Origin of the sequence: Sulfuricaulis limicola (genome assembly GCF_002355735.1) — a bacterium.
GTDB classification, from domain to species: Bacteria; Pseudomonadota; Gammaproteobacteria; order Acidiferrobacterales; family Sulfurifustaceae; genus Sulfuricaulis; species Sulfuricaulis limicola.
Map to the genome: position 1 here is coordinate 1,698,123 of NZ_AP014879.1, position 13,847 is coordinate 1,711,969.

General features: G+C 62.4%; 12 protein-coding genes. All 12 read right to left on the reverse strand.

The window, feature by feature from the left end; genetic code table 11:
• Nucleotides 1-2: 2 nt before the first annotated feature.
• Nucleotides 3-2,156: a serine/threonine-protein kinase gene (locus SCL_RS08225; RefSeq protein WP_096360768.1), complete on the reverse strand. Its 2,154-nt coding sequence runs from the start codon at nt 2,154-2,156 to the stop codon at nt 3-5.
• 108 nt (nt 2,157-2,264) lie between these two features.
• A complete protein-coding gene (gene der, locus SCL_RS08230) occupies nt 2,265-3,650 on the reverse strand; it encodes a ribosome biogenesis GTPase Der (RefSeq protein WP_096360769.1) in 1,386 nt (461 codons plus the stop codon).
• Between the two features lie 117 nt (nt 3,651-3,767).
• On the reverse strand, nt 3,768-4,910 hold the full coding sequence (gene bamB / locus SCL_RS08235) for an outer membrane protein assembly factor BamB (RefSeq protein ID WP_096360770.1): 1,143 nt from the start codon (nt 4,908-4,910) through the stop codon (nt 3,768-3,770).
• Nucleotides 4,907-5,545 (reverse strand): YfgM family protein, encoded by a 639-nt coding sequence (locus SCL_RS08240; protein ID WP_172425981.1) that lies wholly within the window; start codon nt 5,543-5,545, stop codon nt 4,907-4,909. Before SCL_RS08240 ends, bamB begins: the two co-directional genes overlap by 4 nt.
• A 120-nt stretch (nt 5,546-5,665) precedes the next feature.
• Nucleotides 5,666-6,925 (reverse strand): histidine--tRNA ligase, encoded by a 1,260-nt coding sequence (gene hisS / locus SCL_RS08245; RefSeq protein ID WP_096360772.1) that lies wholly within the window; start codon nt 6,923-6,925, stop codon nt 5,666-5,668.
• 10 nt (nt 6,926-6,935) lie between these two features.
• Complete coding sequence (ispG, locus tag SCL_RS08250) at nt 6,936-8,069, reverse strand: flavodoxin-dependent (E)-4-hydroxy-3-methylbut-2-enyl-diphosphate synthase (RefSeq protein ID WP_096360773.1); 1,134 nt, start codon at nt 8,067-8,069, stop codon at nt 6,936-6,938.
• Nucleotides 8,069-9,076 (reverse strand): helix-turn-helix domain-containing protein, encoded by a 1,008-nt coding sequence (locus SCL_RS08255; protein ID WP_096360774.1) that lies wholly within the window; start codon nt 9,074-9,076, stop codon nt 8,069-8,071. The genes ispG and SCL_RS08255 overlap by 1 nt, the downstream gene beginning before the upstream one ends.
• A gap of 3 nt (nt 9,077-9,079) precedes the next feature.
• Nucleotides 9,080-9,853, reverse strand: coding sequence for a type IV pilus biogenesis/stability protein PilW (pilW, locus tag SCL_RS08260; protein ID WP_096360775.1), 774 nt, complete (start codon nt 9,851-9,853; stop codon nt 9,080-9,082).
• On the reverse strand, nt 9,850-10,950 hold the full coding sequence (rlmN, locus tag SCL_RS08265) for a dual-specificity RNA methyltransferase RlmN (protein ID WP_096360776.1): 1,101 nt from the start codon (nt 10,948-10,950) through the stop codon (nt 9,850-9,852). Before rlmN ends, pilW begins: the two co-directional genes overlap by 4 nt.
• A gap of 208 nt (nt 10,951-11,158) precedes the next feature.
• The gene (gene iscX / locus SCL_RS08270; RefSeq protein ID WP_096361910.1) at nt 11,159-11,356 is read right to left on the reverse strand and encodes a Fe-S cluster assembly protein IscX; all 198 of its coding nucleotides are present in this window, start codon (nt 11,354-11,356) and stop codon (nt 11,159-11,161) included.
• Nucleotides 11,357-11,487: 131 nt separating this feature from the next.
• Nucleotides 11,488-11,826 carry an ISC system 2Fe-2S type ferredoxin gene (gene fdx / locus SCL_RS08275; RefSeq protein ID WP_096360777.1) on the reverse strand — a complete coding sequence of 113 codons (339 nt, stop codon included), beginning with the start codon at nt 11,824-11,826 and terminating at the stop codon, nt 11,488-11,490.
• Nucleotides 11,823-13,718, reverse strand: coding sequence for a Fe-S protein assembly chaperone HscA (gene hscA, locus SCL_RS08280; RefSeq protein WP_096360778.1), 1,896 nt, complete (start codon nt 13,716-13,718; stop codon nt 11,823-11,825). Before hscA ends, fdx begins: the two co-directional genes overlap by 4 nt.
• Nucleotides 13,719-13,847: the final 129 nt, after the last annotated feature.

A 13,847-nucleotide genomic window follows, 5' to 3' on the forward strand; every position in this document is an offset into this window, starting at 1 on the left:
TATCAGGGGTTTTTGGCTTTCCACAGCCGCAGGGTCTTGTCACGGCTGCCGGAAATCAGCAAGGAACCGTCGGGGGAAAATGCCAGCGACTGGACGTGATCCTGATGCCCGTTCAACGCCTGCATCAACGCGCCATCGCCGGCGTCGAACATCTGAATGGTTTTGCTCGCCAGACCGGCGGCAAGCCAGCGACTGTCCGGCGAGAAGGCCAGCGCCAGGACGGCCTGATTGTTTGTCATGGTCCTTATATACGTACCGGTGGCGGCATCCCATAGACGTATCACCTGTCCGGCATCGCCGGAGGCCAGCCATTTCCCGTTCGGCGACCAGGTCAGCGCCAATATCTTGTCCTTGTGGCCGGACATGCGCAGCGATTCCAGTCCCTGGCTCACGTTCCAGACGAGAATGGTCTTGTCGGCGCCGGCGGCGGCGAGGAACTTCCCGTCCGGCGAGAAGGCCAGCGAATAGATATCCCCCGTGTGCCCTTCCAGCGTTTGCACACGCCGACCGTCATTCACGTCCCACACGAACACCAGCCGGTCCTTGCCCGCGGCAGCCAGGAGTTTCCCGTCCGGGGAAAAAGCCACGGCATAAACCGCATAACCGGGACCGCTAAGCGCGCCGCGCGGCGTTCCTGATTTCGCTTCCCACAGCCTCACGGTGCCGTCATCGCCGGCAGAGGCCAGCCACAGGCCGGTGGAAGCAATGGCGATGGCATTCACGGCATAACTCTGGCGCAGCGTGCCCAACGGCGTAGCCGTGGCCGTCACCCAGAGCCGGATGGTCTTGTCGAGACCGGCCGAGGCAAACCACTTTCCGTCCGGCGCGAACGCCACGGACTGCACCCAGTCCCGATGCTCGCTAATCGTTTGCACCAACACCGAAGGGAAAGTTCTGGCATAGGTCACCGGTTTGGACGCCGGTACCGCGACAGGCGCCGTTGCCGGCCGGGCAACAGTCGCCGGTACCGGGGCCTCGTGCCGGGTCGCCGGACCTGGAGCCGGTTTATCCGTGATGCCGGACGCTGCCGGCGTGCCGGCCGGCTGGCTGTCAAATCCATCCAGTTGAACCTTGATGTCCGACCAGTACACCAATCCCGCCACGGTCAGACTGGCTACCATCAGGCCCGCCGCCATCCAGCCGACAGCGGTGGAGCTGGAATCCCGTTTTGACTGGCGTGCCGCGGCCGGCGGCCGGCGGTAGGCGGCGGTGGAGGTCGGACGCTTGAATGTCGCGGGCTGGCTGATACTGTTGGAACGCGAGCGGCTGCCCCTCCCCATGAGGGCATCCTGGAATTCACGCGCCGATTGCGGCCGGTCGCGGGGATAGACCTGCATGGCCCAGTCAATGCATTCCAGAATATTGCGTTGATAGGAATTTCCTCCGGCCTTCACGGCCGGCACCAGCGGATCCACCTGATACTTCAGCACCGCCTCATAACGGTCCAGCGCCTCGTCCGGTTTCTTGCCGGTGACACAACGGTACATGGAGGCGCCGATGGCATAAACGTCGGTCCAGGGACCCGGCGTGCCCTTGTCCGGATACTGCTCCATCGGGGCATAGCCATGGGTCAGCGCAATCTTGTGCATGTGGGCCGTGCCCTGACGCGCCGAACCGAAGTCGATCAGCATCGGGTTGCCGTCCTTGCGCAGATAAATATTTTCCGGCTTGATGTCGAGATGCAGCATCTCGGCCTGATGCACCGCGTGCAGGCCGTTCAGGATCGGGATGAAAACACGCAGCAACATCTGCTCGTCGAGGCGCGGGCCGTTGCGCTTGAGATAATCCGCGAGGCTCTGCCCCGCCTCGTACTCCATGACCACGTAGGCGGTGCCATTGGCCTCGAGGAAGCGCAGCACGCGAACAATATTGGGGTGCTTGAATTTCGCCAGCGCCCGCGCTTCCTTGACGAAGTTTTTCAGGCCGGTCTGGTAATCGCGCACGGCCTCGCGCTCGGGATTCGGCAGCACCTGGGTCTTGTCTTCGCGATTGGCGATCTCGTGCGGCAGGTATTCCTTGATGGCCACCTGCGCGCCCAGCGCCGTGTCGTGCGCAAGGTAAGTGATTCCGAAACCGCCATGGCCCAGAACCGATTCAATCTTGTATTCCGCCAGCCGGAACCCTGACCGGAGGGCACTCTTGTGAAACGCGCTCACGTAACAGCCTCGCCGTGCCCCAGGTTCAAAAGCCCTGTTTTCTGCACCGGCATGTATATGGTTTTGCCTGGTATTTCACTGCACGTTTTTAGTATAGATCACGGGATTTCACGGGCGGCGGCGTTTTGTCCGGCGTCCGGCCCTGCCGCTGGCGGTCTTTTTGCCCTGATACGGATTTTCCTCCTGGCGACACTCGATAAGCACCGGCGTGCCGATCAGGTGAAACGCCTTGCGAAAGGTATTGGCGAGATAGCGACGGTAGGATTTGGACAATGAAGCCACCTGATTACCGTGGATCACTATTCGCGGCGGGTTCTTGCCGCCCTGGTGGGCGTACTTGGGGCGGGCGCGCCGTCCCCGTACCAGGGGCGGCGGCGTGGCCGTGACCGCCGCCTGCAGGACACGGTTCAGCTTGGGGGTCGCCATCGCCCGCTGGGCCGAGGCATGCGCCTCGTCCACCGAGCGAAACAGCCCGCCCACCCCGGTCCCGTCGCGCGCCGAAATGAAATGCATCCGGGCAAAATCCAGAAACGGCAATTTCCTCTCGAGTTCACGCTTGGCCCAGTCACGGTCGGACGACTCCACGGCGTCCCATTTGTTCACCGCCACCACCAGCGCCCGGCCGGCCTCCAGTGCGTAGCCGGCCAGCGAGGCATCCTGTTCGGCCACGCCGACCTGGGCATCGATCACGAGAATGGCCACATTGGCCTGGTCAATCGCCTGGAGCGTCTTGAGTACCGAGAATTTTTCCAGCAGGTCGTCGATGCGCGCGCGTCGGCGCACCCCGGCGGTGTCAATGAGCACATAGCGCCGGCCGGCGCGCTCGACCGGTACGTGAATGCTGTCGCGCGTGGTGCCCGGCTCATCGCACACCACCACGCGTTGCTCGCCCAGCAACGCATTCACCAGCGTGGACTTGCCCACATTGGGTTTACCGATCACGGCGATGCGCGGGACACTCTGGTCCGGCTCGATTTCTTCTTCTACCGGCAATTTTTCCAGCACGCGCCGGATCAGTTCTTCGACGCCCTCGCCATGCGCGGCGGAGATAGCCGCCGGTTCGCCAAATCCCAGGGCATAAAATTCCCCCGTGACCGTGGCCGGGTCGCGCCCCTCCGTCTTGTTCACCGCGAGCCACACCGGCTTGCCCAGCCGGCGCAGATCCGCGGCCAGCACGCGGTCGACCGGGTGAATACCCTCGAGCGCATCCACGATAAGGATGACGGTGTCGGCCTCCGTCAACGCGGTGCGCACCTGGGTGGCGACGCCGGACGTCACGTCCTCACGATCCTTCGCCGTGGCCAGGCCGGTCACGACACCGCCGGTGTCCACGACAAAATAGGGGCGATCGCCGATGCGGCCATCGCCGTACTGGCGGTCGCGCGTCAAGCCCGGCGCGTCGGCGACCAGCGCGCTGCGGCTGCGGGTCAACCGGTTGAACAGCGTGGATTTACCGACGTTGGGCCGGCCGATGAGAACGACGACGGGTTTCATGAGAAATGCTTTTTTTCACCGCAAAGACGCAAAGAACGCAAAGGTTTTTCTGAAAAATATTTGCCTTTCTTTGCGTCCTTTGCGTCTTTGCGGTGAATGATCATTAAAATACGCAGTTCAGTTTTTCTCCAGCCGCAAGGCGGCGAGATTGCCCGCCTGGTTGCTGACATAGAGCATGTCGTGGCCTGCCAGCACCTGGGACCGGACGGCCTTGCTGCCGACCCGGTAGCGTGCGACGAAATGGCCGTCATCGCTCGACAGCCAGTGCACATATCCCTCGAAATCGCCGACTGCCACCAGGCCGTCCACGCAGCGCGGTGCATTCAGCTGGCGCGCGCGCAGCTGTTCCTGTTTCCACACGCTGGCGCCGGTGCGCTGGTCGAAGGCCATGACGTTGCCGCGATCGTCGGTAAGATAAATGTTGTTCGCATCCGCATCCATGCCGGAATAAGTGGACACGTCGCGCGACCAGAGAATACGGCCGGTCTGTGCGTCCAGCGCGATGATCTTGCCCTGATAGCTCGCGGCATACAGCACGTTGCGCACCACCACCGGCGAAACATCGACATCCACCAGGCGCTCGACCTCGTTGCGTCCCTGCGGTTGCGCCACCGGCAATTCCCACAGAAGCTTGCCGGTCTGGACATGAATGGCGGCCACCTTGCCGCTGGCGAAACCCGTCAATACCGCGTCGGCGACGATCACGGGCCTGGCCGTGCCGTACAGGCTGAGTGGCGGCTCGGTGCGCTCGTAGCGCCACAAACGTTTGCCGTCCTTGGCCGACAGGCCTGTGAGCTTGCCATCCACCGACTGCACCACGACGACGCCGGCACCAATCGCCGCCGGCGCCAAGGCCTGACTCGATATGCCGCTGGTCCAGAGCCGGTGCCCGTCGGCCCGGTCGAGCGCGATGACCTCGCCCTTCTTGGTGGCAACCACCACCAGACCGTCACCGGCGGCCGTCGCTCCCGTCACCAGTTGCTTCACACGCACCTGCCACAGGCGGCGACCGCTGTTCGCGGCAAAGGCGCGCACCTTCCCCTTGGGATCGGAGGTATAAATCACATCGCCATCGAGCGCGGGCGACAGCGTAACGGCCAGCTTGGCCGCGCTCGCGCCGCTGTCGGCCGTCCATATTTCCTGCACCCGCCTCTGGGCGGAAAACTCCTGGAGTTTGGCAGGCTCCTCACGCACCGCCTTGCCGCCGCCACAAGCGGACAGCATGCCCAGGACACACAAGACGGCAACGAGCTGTTTCATGGGGCCTGCTCCAGACCCAGATCGTCGAGCTTCATATTAAGTATCGGGGCATAGGAGGACCCGGCAGGGAGATACTTGATCGCCTCGCGATACGCTGAACGCGCGGCTTCGCGCTGGCCCTGGGCGGCATGAATATCGCCCTTCAGTTCCTCGTATTCCGCCTCGAAGCCCGCACGATCCTTCACATCCAGCAGCGCCAGAGCCGCCTCTTTGTCACCACTGTCCAGCTGAATGCGCGCCAGACGCAGGCGCGCGGCGTGCTGCACCGCGGCCGCGTCCGCGTTTTTCAGCACCCACTGCAGGCGTTCGCGCGCCTTGGGTGCGTCACCGGCCTCGAAATCCAGACGCGCGAGCAGCAGGCCGGCCATGCCGGCGTAAGGCGTGGACGAATAGTCGTTCATCAGCGATTCGCCCAGTTGGCGCGTGTCCGCGGATTTTTTGGCGTGAAAATTCTGGAACATCCGGTCATAAAGCACGGCGGCGCCATGCCGCTGCTGCTCCGTATGCTGGGTCCAGTAGCGAAAACCGACCAGTATCGCCGCACCCAGCGCGATGCCGAAGATCACGGAATTGCCGTAATTCTTCCACCAGGTTTTGAGTCGATCCAGATCTTCCTGTTCTTCGTATGCAGCCAAGACGCTACCCTCGTAAAGAAAATTTAACCGCCAAGACGCCAAGAACGCCAAGTTTTTACTGTTTAAAAAATAGTCTTTCTTGGCGCCTTGGCGTCTTGGTGGTTCAGAATCATATTCATGTTAAAGGCTCTTGGTCAGCAAATCGACCAACTCGTTCTGCGCGACCGCGCGCTGGCCACCATCGCGCAAATCCTTGATCGTGATCGAGCCCTGGCGGACCTCTTCCTCGCCGAGCAGCAATGCATGGCGCACCCCGCTGCGGTCGGCGCGTTTGAGCTGCGCCTTGAGTCCACCGCCGCCGCAATTGCATTCGATGCGCAGGCCCGCGTTACGCAGGTTTTCAGCAAGCCTCAAACCCTGCTTCTCCGCCGCTTCGCCCAACAGGATGAGGTAAGCGTGCGGTCGAAGCACTTGAGGTGCATCACCCTGCAAGGCCAGCAGCTCGGCCAGACGCTCCATGCCGATGGCAAAACCGGCTGCCGGGGTAGACTTCCCGCCCAGCTGCTCCACCAGGCCGTCATAACGGCCGCCGGCGCAGACGGCCGATTGCGCGCCGAGCCGGTCAGTGGTCCATTCGAACACAGTGCGGGTGTAATAGTCGAGACCACGCACCAGACGCGGATTAATGGTGTAGCTTACGCCAGAGTCTCGCAGATATTCGCCGACGCGCACAAAATGGGCGCGCGATGCCTCATCCAGATGATCGTGCAGGCTCGGCGCGCCGGCAATAACCTCGCGCATCGCGGGATTTTTGCTGTCGAGTATGCGCAGCGGATTTTTCTCCAGCCGCCGCAGGCTGTCCTCATCCAGCCGGTCGTGATACGCCGCCAGGTAGCGCATCAGTTCCTCGCGATAGGCCGCGCGCGATTCCGGCGTACCCAGCGAATTCAGCTCCAGGGTCAGGCCATCGAGCCCGAGCGTGCGCCACAGGCGCGCGCACATCAATATGATCTCGGCGTCGAGGTCCGGGCTCTCGATACCGAAGGCTTCCACGCCAATCTGGTGAAACTGCCGGTAACGGCCCTTCTGGGGCCGCTCGTGGCGAAACATCGGACCGGCATACCACAGGCGTTGAATCTGGTTATGCAGGAACCCGTTCTCGATGCCGGCGCGGACACAGCCGGCCGTACCCTCGGGTCGCAAGGTGAGATTCTCGCCATTGCGATCCTCGAAGCTGTACATCTCCTTCTCGACGATGTCCGTCTGGCTGCCGATGGAGCGCGCGAAGAGTTCGGATTTCTCGACGATGGGCAGGCGAATTTCGCGGTAACCGTAGGCCGCGAGCACGTCGCGCGCGGCAGTCTCGATTCGCTGCCAGTGTTCCACGGCGTCCGGCAGCAGGTCATTCATGCCCCGTACGGCCTGTATGGCCTTGCTCAATGGAGCCCCCTCAACCGGTCTGCTTGATGGGGAAAACTTTCTTGTCCGGCGCCGTATCGCCTTGTTCGCGGCGTCGCTGCAATTCGGCGCGGATCACGCGCTCGATCTCGTCCACCAGATGTTCGTTGCCAAGCTTGTGATCCGGCTTGCCATTGATGTAAAGCAGGTTCGGGCTGCCGCCCGCCAGGCCGATCTGCGCCGCCCTGGCCTCGCCGGGCCCGTTCACGCAGCAGCCGATGACGGCGACATCGAGCGGTTCCTTGATGTCCTCGATGCGCTGTTCGAGCGCATTCACCGTGGCGATGACATCGAATTCCTGGCGCGAGCAGGAGGGACAGGCGATGAGATTGATGCCCTTGCTGCGGATGTGCAACGCCTTGAGGATATCGAAACCCACCCGCACCTCTTCCACCGGATCAGCCGCGAGCGACACGCGGATGGTATCGCCGATGCCTTCCGCCAGCAGCATGCCGAGACCGATGGCGGACTTGACCGCGCCGGAGCGGAAACCGCCGGCCTCGGTGATGCCGAGATGCAGCGGCTGTTCGATCTGCGTCGCCAGTTGCCGGTAGGCCGACACGGCCATGAACACGTCCGAGGCCTTGACGCTCACCTTGAAATCACGGAAGTCGAGCTTGTCGAGCATTTCGATGTGACGCAGCGCCGATTCCACCAGCGCCTCCGGCGTGGGCTCGCCGTATTTCTTCTGCAGTTCCTTTTCCAGCGAACCGGCGTTCACGCCGATGCGGATCGGAATGCCGCGATCGCGCGCGGCATCCACCACGGCGCGCACGCGGTCCTCGCGTCCGATGTTGCCCGGGTTGATGCGCAGACAGTCGGCGCCCAGTTCGGCCACGCGCAGCGCTATCTTGTAGTCGAAGTGGATATCCGTCACCAGCGGCACGGCGACCTGCTGTTTGATCTTGCCGAAGGCCTCGGCGGCGTCCAGGGTCGGAATCGACACGCGCACGATATCGGCGCCGGCGTTTTCCAGTGCCTGAATCTGGGCCACCGTCGCGGCGACGTCCGTGGTCTCGGTGTTGGTCATGCTCTGCACGCTGACCGGTGCATCGCCGCCAACGGCGACCCCGCCGACCATGATGCGCCGGCTGTGGCGGCGCTTGATGGGGTTTTCGCTGAACATCAATTGTTCACCGCCGTTTCTCCGCCAAGCGTAAAACGCGCCACCTGGCCGCGCTTGTGCCGGCTGACGTCGTAGTCTTGTCCGTTGAATTCTACCCGCACCCCGTCGGCATTGCCGACAAAAACGCTGAACGGCGGCACGCCCTCTATGCTGATGCGCCGTCCGGCCGGAACGTTTTCGTACAACAGCCGGTTGTCGCGCGCATCGCGAATATCCGCCCAGGACTCCTGAATGGCATGCAAGACCATGCGCGCGCGCGGAACACCCGGAGGGATGTCCGCTGCCCGTCGCGTGCGCGTCGTGACACGCTCCACCGGCACCGCATCCGCACTGGCCGGCTTGGGCGCCGACGCGACGTTGAGCGTCATGCCGGATACCGCCAACTGCCCGCTGGATGATGCCGACGGCGTGGCGGCATTCTGGGTCGGTGCTGCACCGCCGGACCCGGCCGGCGCGGCAGCTTCCCTGGCGCCATTGCCAGGCAAACCGGCTGGCGCGGCAGCAAGATTGGTGTCGCCCGTGACATCCGGGCCCAAACGGTGCTCCACGAGCGTTTCTGCCGCCCCCGGTGTCAGGGCAACCTGATCCTGCGACTCATCTCCGCTTTGCCACCACAGATAAACCAGTGCGAGCAGGATCGCCGCGACGCCCCAGGTCGCCGCCTTGACGACATGGTCGCTGCTCGTGATTTGCGGCGGCGGTGCCGATTGCGGCAACGTGATCGGTTTGGGGGCAATCGTGAGACTGTTGTAGGCCTCAACCACCTGTTCCGGCGAGAGTCCCAGCAATTGCGCATAGCTGCGAAGATAGCCACGGACATAAGTCGGCCCCGACAAGGCTTTGTAATCGTCTGCTTCGAGCGCAATGATCTGCTTCGACGACAGGTGCAGGATCTGCGCCACGTCCTCCGGCGCCAGGCGCAGATCCAGACGCGCCTGCTGCAACAATTTCCCCGGGCCGGTACGTGGCGCGCCGGTTTCGGGATTTTCCGGTTTTATGTTTTCCATGGGCTACTTCTTCCTCGCCCCCGACAAGGTCTGTAACTGTCCGGCCTCGGGCGACGTCGGGAATTTGCCGCGCAAACGCAGCGCATAACTCGCTTCGGCATTCTTGTTATACAGGGCGCGCTCGATTTTGACGGCCAACAGCAGGCTCTCCGGCGTATCCTCCGCGGCCTGGAAATAACGCTCAATAAAACCACGCGCCGACAACACCTGGCCTGAATCCAGGCTGATTTTGGCCAGCTGATACAACGCACCCGGCAGCCTGGGATTGATACGCAAAGCCTCGCGGAAATATTTTTCGGCGACGGTCGGAGCCGGTTTTTTCATCAGGCAAACGCCGGCGTTCAGATTGACCTCTTCGGGCGTCCGGTAAAACGCATTGGCAGCCGCCTTCTGAAACCAGGTCAGCGCCTCGTCAATCTTGCCGCGCTCGCACAGGAATACACCATAATTATTCCACGCTTCGGGATTTGGCGGTTCCGCAGCGACTGCCTTGCGGAAATGCCGCGCCGCCTCATCGGGATTGTTTAACCGCCATTGCAGCAGCGCCATCATGCTGTTGACCTGCGAATTGTTCGGCGCCAGGTCGTAGGCCTTGTCCAGTTCCTGTTTGGCCACGTCCAGCTGGCCGCGTCGCATATAACCAGAGCCAAGCAGGACATGGGTTTCCGCGCGCCTGATCAGTTTTTCCTGTTCCGCCTGCCGTTCCGCAGACGAAGCGCAGCCGGCAAGCGCAGCACACAGCAGCATCGCCGCCGGTAACAGGAAACGCGCGCTCACGCCCGGCCCGCCCTGAGCGCCAGGCGTTCACGCCGGCGCGTACGATCCTGCACACGTCCGGCGAGCTGGCCGCAGGCGGCGTCAATATCGTCGCCGCGGGTCTTGCGCGTGATCGTGGTCAACCCCGCCGCGATCAATACGTCACGAAAGCGGTCAATGACCTGCTTCGAGGAACGCCGGTATTGCGTCTGTGGAAAGGGATTGAACGGGATCAGATTCACCTTGGATGGCACGTCGCCCAGAATTTTTACAAGCTCATGCGCGTGTTCAATGCTGTCATTGACGCCTTCCAGCATCACATACTCGAAGGTCACGCGGCTGCGCGGCGAATCGGCGCAGTAGCGCCGGCAGGCCTCGAGCAGTTCCTGAATGGGATATTTTTTGTTCAGCGGGACCAGCTGGTCGCGCAAGGCGTCGCTCGGCGCGTGCAGGGACACCGCCAGGCTCACCGGACATTCCTCGCGCAGATGATCCAGCATCGGCACGACGCCCGCCGTCGACAAGGTCACGCGCCGGCGCGAGAGGCCATAGGCGTAATCGTCCAGCATCAGACGCATGGCCGGCAGGACGTTGTCGAAATTCAGCAGGGGTTCGCCCATGCCCATGAGCACGACATTGGTAATGATACGGTCGCCCTTGGGATCGCGCCCCAGGGCGCGGTTGGCGACCAGCAACTGCGAAATGATTTCGGCCACGGTCAGGCTGCGGTTGAAACCCTGATGGCCCGTGGAACAGAAGGAACAGTTGAGCGTGCAGCCGACCTGCGAGGACACGCACAACGTGCCCCGGTCCTCTTCCGGGATGAATACCGTCTCAATGGCGTTGCCGTCGTTCAGCCGCAACAGCCACTTGCGCGTGCCGTCCACAGCGGTCTGATCCTGGATGATTTCCGGCACGCGAATTTCGGCGGTTTCCCGCAGACGCGCGCGCAATTCCTTGCCCAGGTTGGTCATGGCATCGAAATCGTCGACGCCATACTGGTGAATCCACTGGATGACCTGGGTGGCGCGAAACGGTTTTTCGCCGATGCCGACGAAAAATTCCTGCATCGCCGCGCGATCCAGGTTGAGCAAATTGGTTTTTTCAGCAGCTGACAAGGCCTATCCTCAACAAACACTCGCACCGGTGTCCGGCTTGCGGGCAGCTTCTCCCCGGCCATGACATCTGCGGTGCTTCACAAAAATAATGACGCAACCTGTGGAAAAAACGGGATTTTTACAGCCATCCCAGACGTATAGTGTAGCGTCTGATGGCGGGTCCGACAACGAAAACGGGCTGTTTTGGCGGGAAAGCCCGGCCCGGACCTCAGGCGCCGTGCTCGTCCATCCAGGCCATCTGGATGGCCTCGAGGATTTTTTCGCCGGAATGCTCGGGCATATCGTCAAAATCCTCCAGTTCCATCACCCACTGGTGCAAGTCCGTGAAACGCACGGACATCGGGTTCACGTCCGGGAACTTTTCGCTCAGCTCGATGGCGATCTCGCGGGTATCGGTCCATTTCAGGCCCATGGGTAGACCTCCTTAAATTATTTGATTTTGAACCGCCAAGACGCCAAGAACGCCAAGTTTCTCTGCAAAATGGTTTTTCTTCCTTGGCGGCCTTGGCGTCTTGGCGGTTAATTTCATAGGTGTTCTTAGTGCTGCTCGGAAACGAGATTGATCGTGTATTTGGGGATCTCCACCACCAGGTCCTGGTCGCCGACCTTGGCCTGGCAACTGAGCCGCGACTCGGGCTCGAGGCCCCAGGCCTTGTCGAGCAGGTCCTCTTCCTTTTCCTCCGCGGCCGCCAGGCTGTTGAAGCCCTGGCGCACCACCACGTGACAGGTAGTGCAGGCGCAGGCCTTTTCACAGGCATGCTCGATGGGGATGCCGGCGTTCAGGGCGGCGTCGCAGATGCTGATGCCAGGCTCCACCTCGATGGTTTTTCCCTGTGGGCAAATTTGCGGATGCGGCAGAAAAGTCAGTCGCGTCATGGCGGGGATTTCTCCCGGGAGACATCGAACTCGTCGAGCTTGTGTCCCGCCAGGGCCTTGCGGATGTTCTCGTCCATGCGACGCTGGGCGAATGTCTGGGTGGCCTGATCGAGCTTCTTGATGGCACGTTTGATGGAGGCTGCGTCATTTGCATCACGCACGGCTTGCAACTCTGCAAGACCGTTCTCGATCTCGGCACGCTCATCCGTGTTCAGCAATGCACCATCCACCGTCAGCGCCGCGCGCACCGCTTCCAGCAGGCGACTGGCATCAACCTGCTCCTCGCGTAACTTGCGTGCGGCATCGTCCTCGCGCGCATGCGCGATTGAATCGCGCAACATGCGTTCGATTTCGTTGTCCGTGAGACCATAAGACGGCTTGACCGTCACGCTGCTCTCGACGCTGGTCGTCTGCTCGCGGGCCGATACGCTCAGCAATCCGTCGGCATCGATCTGGAAAGTCACCCGTATGCGCGCCGCGCCGGCCGTCATTGGCGGAATGCCGCGCAGCTCGAAGCGCGCCAGCGAACGGCAGTCGGAAACCAGCTCGCGCTCGCCCTGCAGCACGTGGATCAGCAAGGCGGTCTGCCCGTCCTTGTAGGTGGTAAAGTCCTGCGACTTCGCCACCGGGATCGTTGTATTGCGCGGAATGACCTTTTCCACCATGCCGCCCATGATCTCCAGGCCCAGAGACAGGGGGATGACATCCAGCAGCAGCATCTCCTCGTCGCGCTTGTTGCCGATCAGGATATCGGCCTGCAAGGCCGCGCCGATGGCGACCACCTTGTCGGGATCGATGTTGGCCAGCGGCTCGCGCCCGAAGAATTGCGACACTCTCTCGCGCACGCGCGGGATGCGCGTGGCGCCGCCCACCAGCACCACGCCGTCGATTTCACCGGCGCGAATGCCGGCATCGCGCAGCGCGCGTTTGCAGGGGGCGAGCGTGCGCTCAATCAGGGAATCGATCAGGGTATTCAGCGCATCGCGTGTCAGCTCGCCTTGCCAGTTTTTCCCGTCGCCAAGATCGACATGCAGCGGCGCCCGTTCCGCCTGGGTCAAAGCCTCCTTGGCGGCACGCGCATCACGCAACAGGCGACGCATCTGCCGGTGCCCGGCGTCGTCCCGGATTCCGGCTGCGCGCATGATCCATTCGGCGATGGCGTGATCCATGTCGTCGCCGCCGAGTGCGGAATCTCCCCCCGTCGCCATGACCTCGAACACGCCCCGGTTCAGGCGCAGCAATGAAATATCAAAAGTGCCCCCGCCCAGGTCGTAAACGGCGTAAACGCCCTGAGGATTACTGTCGAGACCGTAGGCAATCGCCGCCGCCGTGGGCTCGTTCAGCAGACGCAACACGTTCAGGCCCGCGAGGCGCGCCGCGTCCTTCGTGGCCTGCCGCTGGGCGTCGTCAAAATAGGCCGGCACGGTGATGACAGCATCGTTGATCTCCGTGCCCAGCGTTTGCGTGGCGCGTTGCTTGAGCGTTCTCAGGATATCGGCGGAGATTTCCACCGGGCTGCGCTCGCCGGCGGCGGTGCGCAGGCGCGGCATGGCCGAGTCACCCTGGGTAAATTCATAAGGCAGGGATTTGCCGAGCGCGCGCACATCCTCGATGCCGCGCCCCATGAGACGTTTCACCGAGGCGATGGTATTGAGCGGGTCTTCGTGCGCTACTGCCATGGCCTCGTGGCCCACGACCGGCTCGCCCTGCGGCAGGTAGCGCACCACCGAGGGCAGCAGATGCCGCCCCTGCCCGTCCGGCAGCGTCTCGGCCACGCCGCTGCGTACACAGGCGACCAGCGAGTTGGTGGTGCCGAGATCGATGCCCACGGCGTAACGGCGCTCGTGGGGAGCGGGGGTTTGTCCCGGTTCGCTGATCTGAAACAGTGCCATGCTAATTCATTCGACTATATTAAACCGCCAAGACGCCAAGGTCGCCAAGGTCGCCAAGGTCGCCAAGAAAACATCGGATATCTTCAAAAACTTGGCGTTCTTGGCGTCTTGGCGGTTCAAAAATAAATT

Bases quoted from the DNA above. Each gene is read 5' to 3' on its own strand.
- SCL_RS08255 (WP_096360774.1), bottom strand. From the start codon at position 9,076: ATGGAAAACATAAAACCGGAAAATCCCGAAACCGGCGCGCCACGTACC.
- bamB (WP_096360770.1), bottom strand. From the start codon at position 4,910: ATGAAACAGCTCGTTGCCGTCTTGTGTGTCCTGGGCATGCTGTCCGCT.
- ispG (WP_096360773.1), bottom strand. From the start codon at position 8,069: ATGTTCAGCGAAAACCCCATCAAGCGCCGCCACAGCCGGCGCATCATG.
- fdx (WP_096360777.1), bottom strand. From the start codon at position 11,826: ATGACGCGACTGACTTTTCTGCCGCATCCGCAAATTTGCCCACAGGGA.
- hscA (WP_096360778.1), bottom strand. From the start codon at position 13,718: ATGGCACTGTTTCAGATCAGCGAACCGGGACAAACCCCCGCTCCCCAC.
- der (WP_096360769.1), bottom strand. From the start codon at position 3,650: ATGAAACCCGTCGTCGTTCTCATCGGCCGGCCCAACGTCGGTAAATCC.